Here is a 20110-nt window from a genome sequence, read left to right on the forward strand (position 1 = left end):
CCGAGGACTCCAGGAGGGCCCGAAACTGGGCTGATCGAGGGGGATCCTGACGGCCAGTCGGAGGGCATCACCGGTCGGGCCCGGGCATCCCCGCCCGGGCGGGGAAGGACTCAGACAGCCCGGAAAGCACGGCAGCAAAGGTTCGTCATGCGTCTGCCCAGCGCCCCCGCCGTCTGTGCCGCCGCGGCCGTGGCCGCGCTCGCGCCCCTCCCGTCGTCACCGTCCGCCCCGTCCCCGGCGGCGGCCCACGCGCAAGCCGCCGCCCACGCGCCCGTACCCGCCGTCGCGACGGCACCAGCCCCGGCCCCCGCACCAGCCCCGGCCCCAGGCCCCGCACCCACCCCCGTGCCTCCGCCCGCGTCCGCGTCGGCGTCCGCCGCCGACGCCTCGTCTGCGGCCCCGGTGTGCGGTGACCGCGACGGTACGGAGTTCCCGTTGCGCGCGGAGCTGCGCGACGGACCGGCCGACTTCCCGCGCGGCGGCTACTGGCGCGCCTGGCACCTGGAACTGCGCAACACCACCCGCGCCGCGTGCCGCGCCGTCCACCCCGTCGTCGTGCTCGCCGACGAGCACCGCGAGCTGCGCCCCGAGCACATCAGCCTTGAGTTCTACGACGTCCAGGCGGGCCGATGGCGGGCCGCGCGGTTCGAGACGACCGACGAGGACGAGAACGTGGGGGTCTTCGAGGGCGACGGCTTCCCCGGCTTCTCCGTACCACCGCGCCGGACCCTCACCGTGGCGCTGCGGTCCCGGTTCACCGCGACCGCCCCGATCGGTGAGGTCACCGCCAACGTCACCACGGTGCAGCGCCGCGGCGACGACGGGGACTGGGTCGGCCAGTCCCGCGACTACTCCTTCGGCATCACCGAGGGTCCGGGGACGAGGCAAGGGAAGGAGCGGACGACGGGCCAGGGGAAGGAACCGGGCAAGGAGGGCGGGAGCGCGGGCGGCGGCGCCGGAGCCGCCAAGGACAAGGCGACCGGGACTCCCGCCGACGGGAGACCGCCCGGCGGCGACCCGCTCGCCGGCAGCCCACCCGCCCTCGCCGACACCGGCCGCCCGGACCGCGTGGACCGAGGCGCTCTGCTGCCGCTGACGGCGGTCAGTGCCGCGTGCCTGCTGGCCGGAGCCGCACTGGTCGCGGGCGCCCGCCGCCTCCGCCGCTGAGGCTCTCCTTCTCCGCCGCTAGGCTGCTTGCTGAGGCCGCTTGGCGTCGGGAATCGCGTGCGCCTCCGCGAGATAGCGTGGGGCCATGTCCGCGTTCATTCAACAACTCCCTGCCCTGATAGGCGTGGTGATCGGCGCCCTCGGGTCGTACGTGGCGATCATGCGTGGCGATCAGGCCCGCTTCCGCCGCGAGCGGGCGGCCCGTTGGGAGGAACGGCGGCTGACGGCCTACGCCGACTACGCCAGGTCGCTGAAGAAGAGCGTCACCCTGACGTACCGGGTCGCGGCCCACCTCGGCAACGACCCTCACCCGCACCCCTTGTCTCCCGAGGAGGCGGCGCCTCACCTGGCCGCCGCCACTGACGCGCGGGACCCGGCCGGGGAGGCGCTGTTGATGCTCGGCGCCCTGGACGTGGTGGAGAGGGCCCGCGAATGGGTCGTCGCCGTGATGGACATGGAAGCGTTCCTACGAGAGCAGACCCACAGCCCGGAAACGTGGTCGGCCCTGCTCCAGCGCCAGCGCGACGCACGTGAGCGGTACTACGCGGCCGTCCGGCGCGACCTGGCGCTTCCGCCGGGTCATTCCGGGGAATGGCGGCTCGCGCCGACCCGTGGATGAGGCGACGTCTTAGAATCGCGGACTATGGAAATAATGGGTTTGTTCTTCGTTGCTCTTGTCGTGATTGGGGGCATCGCGGGTGTCGATGGCATGATCAAGCACAACGGACGCAGAATCGCCCGGGTTGAGCGCAAAATCGACCTGATCCTCGACCACCTGGGCCTTCGCGAGCACGACCCGGAGCTGGAGCGGGTCGCCGAGCTCGCGCGGAATGGGCGGAAGATCCAGGCCATCAAGGCCTACCGCGAGGTCACGGGCGCCGGCCTGAAAGAGGCCAAGGACGCGGTCGACCGGATGGCGTAGGGGGACGGGGCCGAGCCCCGCCCTAAAGGTAGATCCGCTTTCCGTATTTCTCGCATCGTTTCGCGCCCCGCGACACATCGTGCCGGCAAGGCGCTTTCTGTTCTGCCATGGCGCGCATTCCTGTCGGGTTGTTCGACGCGGACGCCTGGTCGTCCTTCGTCGCCGCGATCAAGCGCGGGGAGCTTCTCGGCGGGTGAGCCCGCAGCGGTCGTCCTCGACGGGTGCGAGGATCGCCCCGTGGACTATCCGAACGACCAGAGGCCCGGCGCGCCGGTGCGGGCCGGGATCCCCGAGCACGGCCGTATCCCCAAGTACTACGCGGTCAAGGCCGAGATCGCCGCGCTCCTCGACGAGCTGGGCGAGGGCGAGCCGCTGCCCCCCGAGCGGGACCTCGCGCTGCGGTACGAGGTGTCGCGGGAGACGCTGCGGCAGGCGCTGCGCGAGTTGCTGCTGGAGGGGCGGCTGCGGCGGCACGGCCGGGGGACGGTGGTCGCGGGGCCCAAGCTGGAGCAGCCGCTCTCACTGGCCAGCTACACCGAGGGCGTACGGCGGCAGGGGCGGCGGCCCGGCCGTAGCCTCATCGGACTCGACCGCTTCCCGTGCCCGCCCGCCATCGCCGCCGAGATCGGGGCCGAGACCGGGGAGCCGGTCTGGCACATGGAGCGGGTGCTGCTCGCCGACGACGAGCGGGTGGGGCTGGAGAGCACGTACGTACGCGTGGCGCGGGTGCCCCACCTGGACACCGAGTTCGACCCCGACTCGTCCTTCTACGCCTACCTCGGCGACAAGCTCGGCCTGTTCTTCGGCGACGCGGACGAGCGGCTGGAGACCGTGCTGGCGACGCCGCGCGAGGCGCTGCTCATCGGGACCCCGCCCGCGCTGCCGATGCTGCTCATCCACCGGGCCTCGCGGGACACCGAGGGGCGTCCGCTGGAGCGGGTGCGCTCGCTCTATCGCGGCGACCGGTTCAGCTTCTCGGCGCATCTGAGCCGGGCCGCGACGTGACGACGTGACGACGTGAGATGGCGCCCTGCGGCCCCCGTCAGCCCGGTGCCATGCGGCTGAGGGATTCCCAGGCCCGGTACTGCTCGGCACGGGCCCGGCCCATCTCCTGGACGAGGTCGAACGAATTGCCACCGACGATCAGGCGGCGCGGCGGGTCCGGCAGTTCGGCCAGTTTCATGATCGCGGGTGCCGCCGTGGCCGGGTCCGGGCCGGCGTCGTCGCCCCACATCTCCGCCAACTGGGCACGCAGCGCCTCGTAGGCCGGGTCGGGCTCGGTCGCCGTGGTGCCCGCGGTGAACAGCCCCGTCGAGTAGCCGCCCATCTGCAGGATGGTGACCTTGATCCCGAACTGCTCGACCTCCATCGCCAGCGCCTCGCTGACCGAGTCGAGGGCCGCCTTGCCCGCCCCGTAGAACCCGACGGAGGCCATGCCTCCGCTGGTGCCCATCGACGTGACCTGGAGGATGTGGCCCGAGCCCTGCGCGCGCAGGTGCGGGACCACGGCCTGGGCGACCCACACCGCGCCGAAGAAGTTGACGTCGAGGTGTTCGCGGATCTGCTCCTCGGTGGCCTCTTCCACCATGCCGTACAGCAGGCCACCGGCGTTGTTGACCACGACGTCGAGTCGGCCGACGGCCGCCACCGCCCGGTCCACCGCCTCGAACACGGCGCGGCGGTCGGAGACGTCCAGGGCGAGCCGGATGAGCTGGTCCGGGTACTTCTCGGCCAGCTCGGCGAGCGGCTCGACGTTGCGGGCGGCTGCCACGACGCGCTCTCCGGCGGACAGGGCGGCCTCGGTGAAGGCGCGTCCCAGGCCACGGGAGGCGCCGGTGATGAACCAACTCTTGGCATTGCTCCTGGTGTTCGACAGGGAAAACCACTCCTTCGTCTCCGCGCCGCCGCTCAACGCGACGAACCGTTGCGTCTCGTCTTAGACGCTAACCGATCTTCGCCGTTCGCGCCAGAGGGTTCTCTCTTTGTCACGAATGAATAACGGGTCTAGTCCGAACTTGCTCGGCTGTTCACGATGGCGTTGCCGCGCGGCCCCGTGCGGTCCACCGAACGCAAGGAGCGTTGCCGCCGTGAGAGTGATAGTCGTCGGAGCCGGCGTCCTGGGATCCATGCACGCCTGGCACGCCATTGAACGCGGCCACGAGGTCGTCCACATCGAGCGCGAGGCAGAGGCCCGCGGGGCGAGCCTGCGCAACTTCGGCCTGGTCTGGGTCAGCGGGCGCGCGGACGGCCCGGAGCTCGCCGCCGCGCTGCGCGCCCGCGAGCTGTGGGAGGAGATCGGGGCACGGGTGCCGGAGGTGGGCTTCCGGCCGAACGGCTCGCTGACCGTCGTACGGACCGAGCGCGAACTGGCCGTCGCCGAGGCCGCCGCCGCCCGCACCGACGCCGCCGCCGTCCGCGGTTACGCGCTGCTGACCGCGGCCGAGGCGCGCGCGCTCAATCCTGCCCTGCGCGGCGAGTTCACCGCGGCCCTGTGGTGCGAACGCGATGCCGCCGTCGAGCCGCGTACCGCCCAACTCGCGCTGAAGCGGGCGCTGCTGGCATCCGGCCGCTACACCTTCCTCGGCGGCCGCGAGGTGCGCGAGGTCTTCGGCGAGCACGCCGTCCGCGACGACCACGGAGACGTCCACACAGGCGACGCCGTCATCCTGTGCACGGGTGCCTGGCTCGGCGGGCTCGTCAGGGAACTCGTCCCCGAACTGCCGGTGCGCCGGGTCCGGTTGCAGATGATGCAGACCGAGCCGCTCGGCGAGCCGCTCACCACCTCCGTCGCCGACGCGGACAGCTTCCGCTACTACCCGGCGTACGCGGGCGGCGCCCTGGACGCGCTCGACGCCGGGCAGCCGCAGGCCCCCACCGCCGCCGCGCACCGGATGCAGCTGCTGATGGTCCAGCGCCGGGACGGCGGGCTGACCATCGGCGACACGCACGAGTACGACCAGCCCTTCGGCTTCGACGTCGTCGAGGACCCCTACGACCACCTCGCCGAGGTCGTCGAGGCCGTCCTCGGCCGGCCGATGCCGAGGACCCGCCGCCGATGGGCCGGGGTGTACGCGCAGTGCGTCGACACGGCGAACGTCGTGCACCGGCAGCGGGTACGCGACGGCGTCTGGCTGGTCACCGGGCCGGGCGGGCGCGGCATGACGTGCGCTCCGGCGATCGCCGAGACCACCGCTGACGAACTGGGCTGGTGAGGGAGATGACTGAGACGGACGCGACGACGAACGTGTCGCCGGGGGCGATGAGGAACGGGGCGCCGGGCGCGATGACGAACGCGTCGCCGGGTACGACGACGAACGCGTCGCCGGGCGTGCCGACGAACGGGGCGTCGGACGTGCCGACGAACGCCTCGCCGAGCGCGCAGGCGGCCACACCGGCGACCACGCCGACGTACGCGCAGGCGGCCACGCCGACCGGTGCCATCGGGCTCGTGGTGCTCGACATGGCGGGCACGACCGTCGCCGACGACGGCCTGGTGGAGCGGGCCTTCGGTGCCGCCGCCGAGCGGCTCGGAGTGGTGCCCGGCACCCCGGAGCACGCCGCCCAGCTGGAGTATGTCCGCGCCACCATGGGGGAGTCCAAGATCTCCGTCTTCCGGCACCTGTTCGGTGACGAGGAGCGGGCGCGGCGCGCCAACGCCGCGTTCGAGCAGGCGTACGCGGAGCTGGTGGGCGCGGGGCACTGCGCCCCGGTGCCCGGCGCCCGCGAGGCCATCGAACGGCTCCGGGCCGACGGCCGTACCGTCGCCCTGACCACGGGCTTCGCCCGCACCACCCAGGACGCGATCCTCGCCGCCCTCGGCTGGGACCGGGGCCTGGTCGACCTGACCCTGTGCCCGGCCGACGCGGGCGGCCGCGGCCGCCCGTACCCGGACATGGTGCTGGCCGCGCTGCTGCGCACGAAGGCGGCCGACGACGTGCGCGGGATCGCCGTCGCGGGCGACACCTCCTACGACATGCTGTCGGGCCGCCGCGCCGGGGCCGGACTCGTCGCGGGCGTACTGACCGGCGCCCACGACGAGCCCGCGCTGCGCGCGGCGGGCGCCACCCATGTGCTGCCGTCGGTGGCGGCGTTGCCCGACGCGATCGCCCGCTGGGAGCGCGCGACGGTGGACGGGCCCGCGTCGTCGACGGTGCCGGTGGACAGGGCGGGGACGCCGGAGGCCCGGCCGTGACCGCCCACGAGACTGCCCGCGAGCCCGATCGCGAGACTGCCCGCGTGCTCCTCTCGGCCGGTGCGCCGTTCCGCCGCGGTGGGGGTTCCGGCCCGGCCAAGACGCGGGCCAGCGGCATCCGCTTCGATCAGGTCTCCGTCGCCTACGACGGCACCGTCGTCCTGGACGCCCTCGACCTCACCGTCGAACCCGGCGAGGTCATGGCCCTGCTCGGGCCCTCCGGTTCCGGCAAGACCACCGCCCTGCGCGCGGTGGCCGGGTTCGTACGGCCTGCCGCCGGGCGGGTGCTGATCGGGGGTGAGGACGTCACCGACCTGCCCCCGTACCGGCGCGGCATCGGCATGGTCGTCCAGAGTTACGCGCTCTTCCCCCACCTGCGCGTCGAGCAGAACGTCGCGTTCGGGCTCAAGGCGCGGAAGGCGCCCCGGCGCGAGATCCCCGGCCGGGTCGCCGAGGCGCTGGAGATGACCGGCATGGCCGCCTACGCCAAGCGCTACCCGCGCGAGCTGTCGGGCGGTCAGCAGCAGCGGGTCGCCATCGCCCGCGCGCTGGCCATCAGGCCCCGCGTCCTGCTGCTCGACGAGCCGCTGTCGGCGCTCGACGCGCAGCTGCGCTCCGGCATGCTCACCGAGCTGGCCCGACTCCACCGCGAACTGCCCGACGTATCCGTCCTGTACGTCACCCACGACCAGGTCGAGGCGCTCACCCTTGCCGACCGGATCGCCGTGATGGACAAGGCCCGCCTCCAGGACGTCGGCACCCCGCAGGAGCTGTACCGCGCCCCGCGCACCGAGTTCACCGCCTCCTTCGTCGGCAGCGCGAATCTGCTGCGGGTGCTGCCGACGGGCGGCCCGGGTGGAGACGGCGGCACCGTCGCCGTGGAGCTGGCCGGAAGCGTCCTCCACGTCCGCGCCGGCGGCCCGGGGACGGCGACCGGTTCCCCGGCGACCCTGTGCGTCCGTCCCCACCTGGTCTCCCTCGGCGAGGGCGGCACCGGGCGCAACACCCTGCGGGGTGTGGTGACCGGACTGCAGTGGCGCGGCTCCTCGCACCGGGTGACGGCCGAGATCGACGGCCAGGAGGTCACCGCGGAGGTCCGGGAGCTGCGCACCCCGCCCGCCCTCGGCGAGAAGGTGGCGCTCCACTTCGCCCCCGACGACGCGCACCTGCTCCCGGCGGGCGGCCCCGGCGCTGCCGACGCGCACCTGCTCCCGGCGGGCGGCCCCCGCGCCGCCGCCGCGCACCGAGGCGGTGCCCCCGATGACTGAGCCGACTAGTGAGCCGATGACCGAGCCGACGAGTGAGTCGACGACCGAGCCGACGAGTGACTCGTCCCGCGCACGCGCCCCCCGCACCGTATCGGCGCCTGAACGGATACCGGCCTACCTCTGGGCCCTGCCCCCCGTCGCCCTCCTCGCCCTCGTCTTCCTCTACCCCCTCGCCCTCGTCGTCCGGCAGTCCGTCCAGCCCGACGGCGGCGGCACGTCCCTCGCGCCCTACACCGAGGTCTTCGCCTCCGAGGCGTTCCGCGAGGCGCTGGTGACGACGGTGTGGATCGCGGTCGGCGCGACCGCCGGATGCCTGGTCCTCGGCTTCGTGCTGGCGCTGATCATCGCCTTCGTGCCCTTCCCCGGCGGCAAGGCCGTCGCCAGGTTCATCGACGTCTTCCTCTCCTTCCCGTCCTTCCTGATCACCCTCGCGCTGCTGTTCATCTACGGCACGGTCGGCATGGCGAACGGGGTCTGGACGGACGTCACCGGCGCCGCCGAAGGGCCCTTCCGGTTCCTGACCACCCCCTGGGGCGTCCTGCTCGCCGAGATCACCTACTTCACACCGTTCGTGATGCGCCCGCTGCTCGCCGCGTTCTCGCAGCTCGACACCGCGCAGTTGGAGGCGGCCGCGTCGCTCGGGGCGCGCCCGGGGCGGGTCGTCCGCCAGGTGATCCTGCCGGAGGCGCTGCCCGCGCTCGCGGCGGGCGGCGGCCTCGTGCTCGTGATGTGCCTCAACGAGTTCGGCATCGTGCTGTTCACCGGCGCCAAAGGCGTCACCACGCTGCCGATGCTCGTCTACAGCGAGGCGATCCTGGAGTCCGACTACCCCGCGGCCTGCGTCGTCGCCGTCGTCAACATCGCGATCTCCGTCGGTCTCTACGGCCTGTACAGGATGGTGAGCCGCCGTGTTGGTGCATAGCCGCAAGGGCCGCTGGGCCGCCTGGGCCGTGTTCTTCCTGCTCTTCCTCCCGCTCTTCGCGATGCCGCTGCTGGTCGTCGTCGCCGCGTCCTTCGCGACCAACTGGAGTGGCGCGTTCCCCTCCGGCGCGACCACCCGGCATTACGACGCCGCGCTGCGCGGCGACTCCCTCCAGGCGCTCACCACGAGTCTGGTCACCGCCCTCACCGCCAGCGTCCTGGCGCTCGCGGGCGGCACCTGGGCGGCACTGTCCGCCGCGGCTCTGCGCGGGCGCGGCGGTCGCCGGTGCCGCCGGATCCTGGACACGCTGTTCATGCTGCCGGTGGCCGTGCCCTCGGTCGTCGTGGGACTGGCCGTACTCGTGGCCTTCAGCAAGCCGCCGATGCTGCTCAACGGCACCCGCTGGATCGTGATCCTCGCGCACGCCGTGCTGGTGACCGCCTTCGCCTACCAGTCCGTGTCGGCCGCCGTCACCCGGCTCGACCCGGCCTACGAGCAGGCGGCGGCGAGCCTGGGCGCCCGGCCCGGTTACGTGCTGTGGCGGGTCAGGCTGCCGCTGCTGCTGCCCTCGCTGAGCGCCGCCGCCGGACTGTGCTTCGCCCTGTCCATGGGCGAGTTGAGCGCCACGATGATGCTCTACCCGCCGGACTGGGTGCCGCTGCCCGTCCAGATCTTCGCGGCCACCGACCGCGGCTCCCTCTTCACCGGATCCGCCGTCGCGGTCGTGCTGATGGCGACGACCCTGCTGGTCCTGCTCGCCGTCTCCCGTATCCGCACCAAGGCCTCGTACCGATAAGTCCGTATATCGACAACCCCTATCGACAAGCCTCCGTATCGCTGAGCCCCATGCCACTGAGCCCCATGCCGCCGAGCCCATGCCGCCGGGCCCGTATCGCCAAGGAGACGTACGACGTTATGCGCACCCACCTCAAGCCGCTCGCCGCCGCCTGCGGCGCACTCCTCCTCGCCGCGCCCCTCACCGGCTGCTCCGGCGACTCCGCCGCCGACGACGAGAACGCCGTCACCGTCTACAGCGCCGACGGCCTCAAGGGCGAGCAGGGCGACGGCTGGTACGACCGGATCTTCGAGGACTTCGAGAAGAAGACCGGCATCAAGGTGAACTACGTGGAGGGCGGCTCCGGCGAGATGGTGCAGCGCGCCCTCCGCGAGAAGTCCAACACCCAGGCCGATGTGCTGGTGACGCTGCCGCCGTTCATCCAGCAGGCCGACGGCAAGGGGCTGCTCCAGCCCTACGAGCCCGCGGGTGTCGACCACGTCGCCGCCGCCGACAGGGACGAGAACGGCAAGTGGACAGCCGTGGTCAAGAACTTCTTCGGCTTCGTCTACAACAAGAAGGAGCTGAAGGAGGCCCCTCGCACCTGGGAGGAGCTGCTGGACGGGAAGTTCAAGAACAAGATCCAGTACAGCACCCCGGGAGTGGCCGGTGACGGCACCGCCGTCGTCATCAAGGCGATCCACGACTTCGGCGGCGAGAAGCCCGCCATGGAGTACCTGAAGAAGCTCCAGTCCAACAACGTCGGCCCGTCCTCCTCCACCAGCAAGCTCGCGCCGAAGACGGACAAGGGCGAGATCCTGGTCGCCAACGGGGATCTCCAGATGAACTTCGCCCAGTCCAAGTCCATGCCGAACCTGGGCATCTGGTTCCCCGCCCGGGGTGAGACCGGTCGGCCGACCACCTTCTCCCTCCCGTACGCCGCCGGACTGGTCAGAGGAGCCCCGCACACCGCCAACGCCAAGAAGCTGCTGGACTTCATGCTCAGCGCCGATGCACAGCGCCAGGTCAGCGCCGTCGGCGGCGGCTTCACGGCCCGTACCGACATCCGGGCGACGGACGAGAACGCCACCGCACTCGCCGAGATCATGAAGGGCGTCGAGATCTTCCGCCCGGACTGGAAGGACATCGACGAGAACCTCGACGAGTACATCGACGCGTGGAAGTCCGCGACCGGCAGCTGACAGCCCGCCGTGCCGCGTGATTAGGGTGGGGCATCGGACCGGCACCGTGCGGTGCCCCCGATGTCCCCAGCACAGGCGTCACGCGGCAGGAGTGCGGCAGATGGCAGAGCGCAAGCCGATCGAGTCATGGCTCACGGACATGGATGGTGTGCTGATCCACGAGGGCGTGCCGGTGCCCGGCGCCGACGCCTTCATCAAGAGGCTGCGCGAGTGCGGCAGGCCCTTCCTCGTGCTCACGAACAACTCGATCTACACGCCGCGCGACCTGCACGCCCGGCTCGCCCGTATGGGCCTCGACGTGCCCGTCGAGAACATCTGGACGTCCGCGCTCGCCACCGCGCAGTTCCTGGACGACCAGCGGCCCGGCGGCACCGCCTACGTCATCGGGGAGGCGGGGCTCACCACGGCGCTGCACGACATCGGCTACATCCTCACCGATGCCGAGCCGGACTACGTGGTGCTCGGTGAGACCCGTACGTACTCCTTCGAGGCGCTGACGAAGGCCATTCGCCTGATCAACAACGGGGCGCGGTTCATCGCCACCAACCCCGACGAGACCGGTCCGTCCCCGGAGGGCGTGCTGCCCGCCACCGGGTCGGTCGCCGCGCTGATCACCAGGGCCACCGGGCGCGATCCGTACTTCGTCGGCAAGCCGAACCCGCTGATGATGCGCGCCGGGCTCAACGCGATCGGCGCCCACTCCGAGTCCAGCGCGATGATCGGCGACCGGATGGACACCGACGTGCTGGCCGGGCTCGAGGCGGGGATGAAGACGTTCCTGGTGCTGACCGGGCTGACCAGGCCCGACGAGGTCGAACGCCACCCGTTCCGCCCGTCCCGGGTGGTCGACTCCATCGCGGATCTGGTCGAGCTGGTCTGACCCCCTCTCACCCGCGTGGCGCAGCCGCCGCCCGCAGAGGATGCGGACAGTGGCTTTCGGAGTGAGCCTTCTGGTATCGGAGGTTCACTATGCGTTTCGTTCGCATCGCGCTCTGTGTCGCGGCCGCCGTGGTCGCGGCCTGCGCCGTGACCACGCACGCCTCGCCCGCGGCGGCCGGTGGCGGCGGCACCGCCTCGGCCCACGAGCGGGCGGACGCCTTCGGCCCCGCGGAGGCGTACGGACTGGTGCTGGCGGGCGGCACCGCGCTGGGGGTCGGCGCTCTCGCGGTGCTCCGGCGCAGGGCCGCCCGCGCGGCCCGCGCGTCCCGGTCGCAGCGGTCATCGTCGGACTGACGGCGATGACCGGCGACCGCGACCGCGACTGCGTACGGGCTGGTGGCGCCCGGCTGCTCACCGGGGTGGCCTGGGTGGTGCTCCTGCTGGGCCTGTGGCTGTGGGGCCGGGGCGCGACCGGCGGTTCGGGGACGACGACGGGGGATGTGGCGGCGGCGGGGCGGCCGCCCGCGCCGGGGCTGCCCGCCGCCCACGGTCCGCTGCCCGCGGCCCGCCCGCAGCAGGTGGTCATCGAGTCGGTGGGGATTCGGGCCCCGGTGGTCGGGCGCGGTCCCGACGCGGCGGGCGCCGCCGGTCCGCCGTCTTACGGCCGCCCCGGGGAGGTCGGCTGGTACCGGCCGGGGGCGGCCGGTTCGCACCGGCCCGGGGAAGTCGGCTGGTACCGGGCCGGGCCGCAGCCGGGGGCGGTCGGCGTGGCCGTGCTGGTGGGGCAGGCCCAGCCGCCGTCCCGCCCGGCTGTCCTCGGCCGGCTGCCGGCCGTCTTCCACCGGCTCGGTGAGGTGAAGCCCGGTCAGAAGGTGCGGGTGGGCCGCGCGGACGGCTCGGCGGCGGAGTTCACCGTCGAGCAGGTCGAGGTCGTCGGTGCCGCGCGCTTCGAGGCCGAGCGGGTCTACGGGCCGCGGAAGGCGGGCCGCGCGGAGCTCAGGCTCCTCACCTGCGGCGGCCGGTTCGACCGCACCCGCGGGACGTGCACCCTCGACGTCGTGGTCTCGGCCTATCTGACGGGCGTGCACCAGGATGCCGCCGCGCCTGCCTCCGTGGGTGCTTCGGCGGCTGCGTCGGGCGGCACCGCCGACCGTGGCGGGGGGAGGTAGCCGGAGAACCACCAGGGCCGCCGGAGCCCGATCCCCCGTCCGGCCCCCGTACGGCTCAGTCCGCGCCGCGTTCGCCCGCACGGTGTGTAAGGATGCATTCGTTCCATCTCATCCTATTTGTGCGAAAGGTGAGTGTATGTACGGTAGTTGCGCCGTCCAGCGCGTGCGCGCAGGGGTGTGTGCGGTGGCGGCGGCAGGGGCTCTGCTCGCGCTGTCGGGATGCTCCGGATCCTCCGATGGGGATGCCCGCAAGGCGGAGCCACCGCAGCAGCGGCCGAAGTCGCTGGTCCCGTACTGGGTGAACCCCGACGGCAACGCGGCGAAGCAGGTCGCCGCGTACCGCAAGAGCGGGCACACCGACGACGCCAAGCTGATCTCGACGATCGCCGACCACCCCGTGGCGGAGTGGATCGGGCCCGACAACCCCGAGGGCGAGATCCGCGGCATCACCGCGGGCGCCGCGGCCGCCGACCGCGAGGCGCTGCTGGTGCTGTACAACATCCCGCACCGCGACTGCCAGAAGTACTCCCAGGGCGGGGCGGGCGACGGCAACGCCTACCTGGCCTGGCTCGACCGGGCGATCAAGGGCATCGGCGACCGTGCCGCCACGATCATGCTGGAGCCGGACGCGCTGCCGCACGTGGTGGACGGCTGCACGCCGCAGAAGTTCCACGAGGAGCGGTTCTACCTGCTGACCACCGCGGTGAAGAGGCTCAAGGCGCTGCCGCACGTCAAGGTCTACCTCGACGCGGGCAACCCGGCCTGGATCACCGACCCGGCCAAGATGGCCGAGCCGCTGAAGCGGGCGGGTGTCGCCCAGGCGGACGGCTTCGCCCTGAACATCTCCAACTATGAGACGACCGAGGCGAACACCGCGTATGGGCGGGATCTGTCCGCCCTGGTCGGCGGCAAGCCGTTCGTGATCGACACCAGCCGCAACGGCAACGGGCCGGCGCCCGGCGAGAAGGATCCGGAGGTGTGGTGCAACCCGGCGGGCCGGGCGCTGGGGGAGCGGCCGACCACGAAGACGGGTGACAAGCTCATCGACGCCTATCTGTGGGTCAAGCGCCCGGGAGAGTCGGACGGAACCTGCAAGGGCGGCCCTCCGGCGGGCAGGTGGTGGGCTGACTACGCCTTGGACCTGGCCCGTAACACCGAGGCCCGGGACAACGCCAAGGCCCGCGCCGCCGAGAAGGCCCGTAAGGACGCCAGCGAGTGACGACCCGCAAGGACGCCGACGAGTGACGACCCGCGCCGCCGTCAGGCGGCCGGGCTCACCGGCACCTTCACCCAGACCGCCTCGGAAGGCGTGCCCGTCTCGTCCGCCACGGTGAGCATGTACCAGCCGGGCGGCACCAGCGAGGAGTCCTTCGGGATCCGTACCGTCACCCGGCCGTCGGCCTTGGTCATATCCAGCTCGATGGACCGCTGCTCGATGTTCGTGACATGGGTGAAGGAGCCGGGCCGGATCAGCCGGGCCTGTCTGATCGTGGCGGTGTCGGGGCTCGCGTACGTCACCTTGCCGCCCAGCTCCACGGTCTTGGGCCCGGGGTCGACGAGCACCGGGCGTGCGTCCCGGAAGAGATAGGGCGGGCTGTAGACGTCGATTTTCTGTTCGAACTCGCCCGGCTGGGTGTTGGCCTTGTCGCTGAACAGCGAGTCGGAGCCGAAGGTCATCACCCGGCCGTCCGGCAGCAGCAGCGCCCCGGAGTGGTAGTTCCGGCCGACCAGCGGGGCGGCGACGCCGCGCGACGCGTTCGTCCGCGGGTCGTAGATCTCGGCCTTGAGGATGTTGCTCGCGCTGCGGCCGCGGTAGTCGCCGGATCCGTTGGTGGTCAGCACCGTGTCGTCGGGCAGGATCACGCTGCTGGGATAGCGGGCCTTGGCGTAGAGGTCCGGGCCGTCCCTGAAGCGCGGCTTCTTCGCCCGCAGGTCGACGAGCCGGGTCTTCGCGGTGGACTTGGAGCTCTCGCCGACCCCGCCGCCGCCGAGCACCATGTACCGCCGCTTCTGGGCCGGGGGCAGCAGGACGGACATCGAGGTCTCCAGCACGCCCGGGTCGCTGATGCCCGGCACGACGTCGAAGGTGTTGCGCTTCAGGTCCCAGATGCCGGGGGTGCGGCCCTGGTCGTCCGGGCCGTAGCCCGCGTTGGAGCCGGTGTAGAAGATCGTGCCCCGGTCGTGGAGGAACAGCGCGGGATAGGTCGGGAAGAAGCGCTGCTGGCGCAGATAGCGCCATTTCTTCTTCTCCGGGTCGTAGATCTCGTTCTTGCCCGGCACCACCTGGCCGATCTCGTCGAGCCCGGAGACCGAGAGCACCTTGCCGTCGGGGAGGGTGGTGAGCGTCGGGTACCAGCGGGCCTCGTGCATGGGATCGACCCTGATATAGCGCTCGGCGACCGGATCGAATTCGTAGGAGTCCTTGATGCCCTGGAAGTCCTTCTTGTCGAACGACAGCTTCTGCGCGATCCCGTAGTAATTCCGCTCGTCCGCGCCCTTGAGGCCGGCGATCCGGTAATTGTCCTGGGTGCCGGTCTGGTAGTCCTCGCCCTTGTGCAGCGCCTCGACGTAGACCCGGGTGGTGCCGGGTGTCACCGTGACCTTTCCGGTCTTCTTGTTCGTGGTCTTCTCGGCCCGCGGCACCAGGACCGGGTCCTTGGACTCGAACGACTTGCCGTTCGCCCGTCCCGTGAAGCGGGTACCGGCCGGGAACGTCTTCGGCTTGTCCGGGTTCTCGTTGTGGACGATCATCAGACCGCCGGCCTTGTCCACGTCCCCCTCGAGCTTCTCGTAGCGCTGGGTACCGCCGGCCACCAGCAGTTTTCCGTCCGCCAGCTGGGTGTGCCCGGTGCAGAACATATCGCTCGGGGTCGGAATGTTCTTGAAGGTGTTCCGCTTCGGATCCCACAGCACCGACCGGAACGACTTGGCCGCGAAGTTCTTGGCGTCGTTCCCGGAGCCGGCGATGAGCAGGACCTTGCCGGTGTGCAGGAGCGCGGCGTGGATCGTGTTGATCCGGTACTCCTCGGGAACGCCCACCACCTTCCAGTGGCCGTTCTCAGTCTTGTACTCCGGCTGGTTGATCTTGTGCTCGTGATATTTCTCCGTACCGAAGCGGTACAGGGCCGGGCCATTGAAACCTGCCAGCACGATCACGGCGGCTGTGCCGATGGCGTAACGGCGAGTGCGGCGACTCGGTCGGTACTTCACTGCGCACGTCTCCCCAAGGACGGTCGTCACATGGATATCGCTGGACGACTGTGTCCCAAGGAGCACAAGGAGGCGAGCGACCCGCCGAAGATCGCCTGAATAGTTGAAGACCGCCCGAATAGATGAGGAGCGTACCGGCCACCGACTGGATCGGGCCCGGTGCGCCCGCCCCCGGCCGGATCAGGCCTGGTGCGCCGAGCGCAGCCGCGCCCGGATGTTCCCGAAGTGGTCGCGGACCGCCTGCTCGGCCCGAACGGCGTCCCCCGAGCGCACCGCGGCCAGGATCTCGCGGTGCTGCGCGCAGGTGACCCTGGGGTCCTGGTGGACGTCGACCAGATCCGTGCGGACCCGGTGGAAGGCGTCCCAGAACGCCTCCAGCACCTCGCTGAGCAGCAGGTTGTCCAGATGGCGGTAGAGCGCGGCGTGGAACGCGCGGTCGGTGTCGGCGCCGACGGCGCCTGCCGCGGCCTCCTCCTCCATCCGCGCCACCAGGGCGTCGAGTCCGGCGAGGTCCTCCTCCGGTATCCGCCCCGCCAGCCGGGCGACCAGCCCGGTCTCCACCGCCTCGCGCAGCTCCAGCAGCTGTAGCAGGCTGTCCTCGCCGCGGTAGTGGCCCGCGACCGTGCGGAAGATCAGCCCCTCGATCATCGGGGCCATCGACATGGGGCCGACATAGGTGCCGAACCCGTGGCGGATTTCCACGATGCCCATCGCCTGGAGTGCCTTGAGCGCCTCGCGTACGGAGTTGCGGCTGACGCCGAGCAGCTCCATCAGCTCCGTCTCGGTCGGCAGGGGGGAGCCGGAGGGCAGCCGCTGGTCGACGATCAGCTTCTTGATCCGCTCCTGGATGTCGCGCGCCATTCCGCGACTGTGCACCGCGACCTCCCCATGTGACCAGCGGTCGGTACGACCGAGGGCCCCCTCGCCTAGGCGAGGGGGCCCTCGGTGTGACGTGCGCCGCCAGGGACTCGAACCCCGGACCCGCTGATTAAGAGTCAGCTGCTCTAACCAACTGAGCTAGCGGCGCTCGCTGACGTAGGAAATCCTACCCGACGGGAAAGGATGCTCCGCACCACCCGGACGGGCTGGTAGAACCGGCCGTCCGGAGCGGAGGAGGGAGTCGGCGGTGGCGGAGCGCGTGGAGATCGGCGAGGCGGCGGAGGAGGCGCGGGTGCCGGGAGCGGCGGCGAAGGCATCGGCGCTGGGAGAGGTGGCGGAGGAGGCGTGGGTGCTGGGTGGCGACGCGGGCCGCTCCGTGCTGGGGATCGCCGGGCCGCCCGGCGCGGGGAAGTCCACCCTCGCCCGGGCGCTGGTCGCCGAGCTCGGGCGGCGTTACGGGCCGGACTCGGCCGCCTACCTGCCGCTCGACGGGTTCCACCTGTCCAACGCCCAGCTGGAGCGGCTCGGGCTGACCACACGCAAGGGCTCGCCGCCCAGCTTCGACGTCTGGGGGTACGCCGCGCTGCTGCGCAGGGTGGTCGGGGAACCGGGGCGGGAGATCTACGTACCGGACTACGACCGGACGCTGCACGAGCCGGTCGCCGCGCGGCACCGGGTGGCCCCCGGCGCCCGGCTGGTGATCACCGAGGGAAACTACCTCGCGTGCGACGAGCCGGGGTGGCGTGACGCGCGCCGCCTGATGGGCGGGCTGTGGTACCTGGAAGCGCCGGACGAGGTGCGGCACACCCGGCTGCTGGAGCGGCAGCGCGCGGGCGGCCGCAGCGACGGGCAGGCGCGCGCGTGGCTCGAGGACAACGACGAACCCAACGGAGAACTGGTGAAGCGGAGCCGGGACCGGTGCGATCGCGTCCTCGGCGCGATGGTTCTGGACCCGGATGCGATTGGTCTGGACATGACCAAAAGCCAGGTCTAGTCTCCATCTTGGTCTAGACCGCACATGCCAGCGTTGGCGGCTCGCTTCACCATGCGCCACGCGGCGGCAGCCGCATATCGGCACCGTCGCCGCGTGGTCCCCCACGTCCCCCCCAGGAGCGAAGCATGCGCAGGAAGATCAGCGCGGCCGTCATCGGCGTCGGCCTCGCCGCTGCCACCGTCCTCGCGACGGCCGGCAGCGCCTCCAGTCACGGCTACACCGACTCACCCATCAGCCGCCAGAAGCTGTGTGCCAACGGCACGGTGAAAAACTGCGGCCCCATCCAATGGGAGCCGCAGAGCGTCGAGGGCCCCAAGGGATTCCCGAGCGGCGGACCCGCCGACGGTCAGATCTGCTCGGGCGGCAACGGCCAGTTCGCCCAGCTCGACGATCCGCGCGGTGGTTCCTGGCCCGCCACCCAGGTTTCGGCGGGCCAGGAGCAGACCTTCACCTGGCGGTTCACGGCAGCACACGCGACCACCGACTTCCGCTACTACATCACCAAGAACGGATACAGCCCCAGCCAGAAGATCACCCGGGCCAATCTGGAGCTCACCCCGTTCCTGACCGTCCCCTACAACGGACAGCGGCCGCCGAGCACGATCTCCCACTCCGGCCGGCTGCCGAGCGGCAAGTCCGGCCACCATGTGATCGTCGCCGTCTGGACGATCGCCGACACGGCCAACGCGTTCTACGCCTGCTCGGACGTGCGGTTCTGATCCTGCCCGTCCAACCCGGCCCCGGGGACGGCCCGGCCTCGGGGCTTCGGGTCCTCCTTCGGCGCGCGCAGCGCGATCCGGCCCAGCACCACCGCCACCGCCAGCGCGACCACGGCGAGCAGGACAGGGTCGGGCACCGAGTCCCCGACCCGCCGGGCCCACCGCTCCAGCCGGAACTCCTGGTCGGCGTCGAGCACCCCGGACAGCGCGGACATGCCGTTGTACAGCAGGAACAGGGCGCCGATCCCGATGAAGAACAGACCGGACAGCAGCGAGGTGGTGTGCAGCCGCAGCCGCCCCACGCGGAACTCCCGGCCGCGCAGCCAGCGCCGCCGCCCCAGGTCGAAGCGGTCCCACAGCAGCGCCAGCAGGAACAGCGGCAGCGCCATGCCCAGGGCGTAGACGGCCAGCATCGACGCCCCGTACACCGGGCTGCCGCTGACCGCCGTCACCATCAGCACCGAGCCCAGGATCGGCCCGGCGCAGAAGCCCGCCAGCCCGTACACGCACCCCAGCAGGAAGGTCGCCGCCGCCGACGCCGCCGAGCGGGGGGTGATCCGGCCCGCCGCCGCCTGCGCGCGCCGCGAGGCGAAGCCGAGGCCCAGGATCTGCGCCACCCCCAGGGCGATCACCGTCCAGCCGCCGACCGTGACCAGGGTGTCCCGGTGTCCGTAGAAGAGCCGGCTGGCGGCGGTGCTGGCCACGCCGAGCGGTACCAGCGTGGTGGCGAGCCCCAGGTAGAACACCGAGGTACGGGCCAGCAGCCGGCCCGGTGAGGAGAGCGAGTAGGCGAAGAAGGCGGGCAGAAGCAGCGCGCTGCACGGGCTGAGCAAGGCCAGCGCGCCGCCGAGGAAGGCCGCGAGGTAGCCGATGTCGGTCACTGCGCCGCCTTGCCGTCGTCCGCCTTGCCCTTGCCGTCCGCTGCCTTGCCGTCGTCCTTCGGCTTGCCGGAGGCGCCGGGGCCGCCCGTTCCGCTCCCCTTGCCCTGGGCCTTGGCCACCGCGGCGGCCTCGTCGATGACCGACGAGAAGACCTCGGTCGGCTGCGCCCCCGCCAGCGGCCGTCCGTTGACCAGGAAGGACGGGGTGCTCTGCACGCCCAGCCGGTACCCCTGCTCCTGGTCCTTCTTCAGCGCCGCCTTCGCGGCCCCGCCCGTCATGTCCTCGTGGAACCGGTCGAGGTCGGCGACGCCGCTGCGGCGCGCCAGCTCGGTCAGCTTCTCCTCCGAGAGCGCGTCGCCCTTGCGGGGCTTGGCGTACAGCTCGTCATGGAACTGCCAGAACCTGCCCTGCCGCCCGGCGGCCCACGAGGCGCGCGCGGCGCGCTCGGAGTCCTCGCCGAAGATCGTGAAGTTGCGGAACTCGATGCGCAGCACCCCGCTCTCCACGTACTTCTCGATCAGCTCCGGCTTGGTCTCGCGGGAGAAGCGGCCGCAGAACGAGCACTGGTAGTCGGCGTACTCGATGAGGACGACCGGCGCGTCCTCACGGCCGATGGCGAGCGGGTCGCCCGGCTCGCGCCGCTCGGTGGACCGCGCCAGGTCGTCGTAGGCGCGCTGCTGCGCGGAGTCGGTGGCGGGCGCGGAGGCGCCGTCGGCCTTCTTCCCATGGTCGTCCCCGCCGCTGTCGTTGATGGCGAGGACGGCGGAGAAGATGGCGACGACGAGGGCGATGGCGGCGCCGATCGCCGCGAGCCGCCGGGTGGTGGTGCCGCGTGCGGGCATGGTGGTGTGCTCCATGTGGTCATACGGGATCCGGGCATGCGAGACACCGGCCGCACGGGCGCCGGGCACGCGGGCGTCGGGGACGCCGG

The 20110-nt window shown here is 71.8% G+C and carries 21 protein-coding genes and 1 tRNA gene; 16 read left to right on the plus strand and 6 right to left on the minus strand.

Annotated elements, in window-relative coordinates:
* Window positions 1–147: 147 nt before the first annotated feature.
* The 4 genes from ACQUSR_RS21460 to ACQUSR_RS21475 all read left to right on the plus strand — a co-directional run bounded on the left by ACQUSR_RS21460 (window position 148) and on the right by ACQUSR_RS21475 (window position 3094).
* Complete coding sequence (locus tag ACQUSR_RS21460) at window positions 148–1167, plus strand: hypothetical protein (RefSeq protein WP_431044212.1); 1020 nt, start codon at window positions 148–150, stop codon at window positions 1165–1167.
* Between the two features lie 85 nt (window positions 1168–1252).
* Window positions 1253–1786 carry a hypothetical protein gene (locus tag ACQUSR_RS21465; RefSeq protein WP_431044213.1) on the plus strand — a complete coding sequence of 178 codons (534 nt, stop codon included), beginning with the start codon at window positions 1253–1255 and terminating at the stop codon, window positions 1784–1786.
* A gap of 24 nt (window positions 1787–1810) precedes the next feature.
* Window positions 1811–2089: a ribosomal protein L7/L12 gene (locus ACQUSR_RS21470; protein ID WP_431044214.1), complete on the plus strand. Its 279-nt coding sequence runs from the start codon at window positions 1811–1813 to the stop codon at window positions 2087–2089.
* A 237-nt stretch (window positions 2090–2326) separates the two neighbouring features.
* Entirely contained in the window at window positions 2327–3094 is a 768-nt protein-coding gene (locus tag ACQUSR_RS21475; protein ID WP_431044215.1) for a GntR family transcriptional regulator, read from the plus strand.
* Between the two features lie 37 nt (window positions 3095–3131).
* On the opposite strand, the gene ACQUSR_RS21480 is transcribed toward ACQUSR_RS21475, so the two are convergent.
* Window positions 3132–4001, minus strand: a complete 870-nt coding sequence (locus ACQUSR_RS21480; protein ID WP_431044216.1) for an SDR family NAD(P)-dependent oxidoreductase — start codon at window positions 3999–4001, stop codon at window positions 3132–3134.
* Between the two features lie 175 nt (window positions 4002–4176).
* On the opposite strand from ACQUSR_RS21480, the gene ACQUSR_RS21485 reads away from it, so the two are divergent.
* From ACQUSR_RS21485 to ACQUSR_RS21530, 10 genes are all read left to right on the plus strand, one after another.
* Entirely contained in the window at window positions 4177–5301 is a 1125-nt protein-coding gene (locus tag ACQUSR_RS21485) for a TIGR03364 family FAD-dependent oxidoreductase (RefSeq protein ID WP_431044217.1), read from the plus strand.
* Between the two features lie 71 nt (window positions 5302–5372).
* On the plus strand, window positions 5373–6281 hold the full coding sequence (locus tag ACQUSR_RS21490; RefSeq protein WP_431047756.1) for a phosphonatase-like hydrolase: 909 nt from the start codon (window positions 5373–5375) through the stop codon (window positions 6279–6281).
* Between the two features lie 116 nt (window positions 6282–6397).
* Window positions 6398–7549, plus strand: a complete 1152-nt coding sequence (locus ACQUSR_RS21495) for an ABC transporter ATP-binding protein (protein ID WP_431047758.1) — start codon at window positions 6398–6400, stop codon at window positions 7547–7549.
* Window positions 7542–8471: a 2-aminoethylphosphonate ABC transporter permease subunit gene (locus ACQUSR_RS21500; protein WP_431044218.1), complete on the plus strand. Its 930-nt coding sequence runs from the start codon at window positions 7542–7544 to the stop codon at window positions 8469–8471. Before ACQUSR_RS21495 ends, ACQUSR_RS21500 begins: the two co-directional genes overlap by 8 nt.
* The gene (locus ACQUSR_RS21505; protein WP_431044220.1) at window positions 8458–9267 is read left to right on the plus strand and encodes an ABC transporter permease; all 810 of its coding nucleotides are present in this window, start codon (window positions 8458–8460) and stop codon (window positions 9265–9267) included. The genes ACQUSR_RS21500 and ACQUSR_RS21505 overlap by 14 nt, the downstream gene beginning before the upstream one ends.
* Before the next feature lie 119 nt (window positions 9268–9386).
* The gene (locus ACQUSR_RS21510) at window positions 9387–10448 is read left to right on the plus strand and encodes a 2-aminoethylphosphonate ABC transporter substrate-binding protein (RefSeq protein WP_431047759.1); all 1062 of its coding nucleotides are present in this window, start codon (window positions 9387–9389) and stop codon (window positions 10446–10448) included.
* A gap of 100 nt (window positions 10449–10548) precedes the next feature.
* Window positions 10549–11328 (plus strand): HAD-IIA family hydrolase, encoded by a 780-nt coding sequence (locus tag ACQUSR_RS21515; protein ID WP_431044221.1) that lies wholly within the window; start codon window positions 10549–10551, stop codon window positions 11326–11328.
* A gap of 89 nt (window positions 11329–11417) precedes the next feature.
* Complete coding sequence (locus ACQUSR_RS21520) at window positions 11418–11681, plus strand: hypothetical protein (RefSeq protein WP_431044222.1); 264 nt, start codon at window positions 11418–11420, stop codon at window positions 11679–11681.
* A gap of 5 nt (window positions 11682–11686) precedes the next feature.
* Window positions 11687–12496 (plus strand): sortase domain-containing protein, encoded by an 810-nt coding sequence (locus ACQUSR_RS21525; protein ID WP_431044223.1) that lies wholly within the window; start codon window positions 11687–11689, stop codon window positions 12494–12496.
* 136 nt (window positions 12497–12632) lie between these two features.
* Window positions 12633–13715, plus strand: coding sequence for a glycoside hydrolase family 6 protein (locus ACQUSR_RS21530; protein ID WP_431044224.1), 1083 nt, complete (start codon window positions 12633–12635; stop codon window positions 13713–13715).
* Window positions 13716–13756: 41 nt separating this feature from the next.
* On the opposite strand, the gene ACQUSR_RS21535 is transcribed toward ACQUSR_RS21530, so the two are convergent.
* The 3 genes from ACQUSR_RS21535 to ACQUSR_RS21545 all read right to left on the minus strand — a co-directional run bounded on the left by ACQUSR_RS21535 (window position 13757) and on the right by ACQUSR_RS21545 (window position 16733).
* Complete coding sequence (locus ACQUSR_RS21535) at window positions 13757–15706, minus strand: galactose oxidase-like domain-containing protein (RefSeq protein WP_431044225.1); 1950 nt, start codon at window positions 15704–15706, stop codon at window positions 13757–13759.
* A 180-nt stretch (window positions 15707–15886) separates the two neighbouring features.
* Window positions 15887–16567: a FadR/GntR family transcriptional regulator gene (locus ACQUSR_RS21540; RefSeq protein ID WP_431044226.1), complete on the minus strand. Its 681-nt coding sequence runs from the start codon at window positions 16565–16567 to the stop codon at window positions 15887–15889.
* A 92-nt stretch (window positions 16568–16659) separates the two neighbouring features.
* Window positions 16660–16733 (minus strand) — tRNA-Lys (locus ACQUSR_RS21545).
* A 99-nt stretch (window positions 16734–16832) separates the two neighbouring features.
* On the opposite strand from ACQUSR_RS21545, the gene ACQUSR_RS21550 reads away from it, so the two are divergent.
* Both ACQUSR_RS21550 and ACQUSR_RS21555 read left to right on the plus strand, forming a co-directional pair.
* Window positions 16833–17579: a nucleoside/nucleotide kinase family protein gene (locus ACQUSR_RS21550; protein WP_431044227.1), complete on the plus strand. Its 747-nt coding sequence runs from the start codon at window positions 16833–16835 to the stop codon at window positions 17577–17579.
* A gap of 125 nt (window positions 17580–17704) precedes the next feature.
* Window positions 17705–18298, plus strand: coding sequence for a lytic polysaccharide monooxygenase auxiliary activity family 9 protein (locus ACQUSR_RS21555; RefSeq protein ID WP_431044228.1), 594 nt, complete (start codon window positions 17705–17707; stop codon window positions 18296–18298).
* On the opposite strand, the gene ACQUSR_RS21560 is transcribed toward ACQUSR_RS21555, so the two are convergent.
* Both ACQUSR_RS21560 and ACQUSR_RS21565 read right to left on the minus strand, forming a co-directional pair.
* Window positions 18271–19179 (minus strand): cytochrome c biogenesis CcdA family protein, encoded by a 909-nt coding sequence (locus tag ACQUSR_RS21560; protein WP_431044229.1) that lies wholly within the window; start codon window positions 19177–19179, stop codon window positions 18271–18273. The two genes, ACQUSR_RS21555 and ACQUSR_RS21560, sit on opposite strands and share 28 nt — an antisense overlap.
* Entirely contained in the window at window positions 19176–20036 is an 861-nt protein-coding gene (locus ACQUSR_RS21565) for a DsbA family protein (protein WP_431044230.1), read from the minus strand. The genes ACQUSR_RS21560 and ACQUSR_RS21565 overlap by 4 nt, the downstream gene beginning before the upstream one ends.
* Window positions 20037–20110 lie beyond the last annotated feature (74 nt).

The organism is Streptomyces sp. P1-3, from assembly GCF_050613155.1.
In the GTDB taxonomy this organism is placed as follows: Bacteria; Actinomycetota; Actinomycetes; order Streptomycetales; family Streptomycetaceae; genus Streptomyces.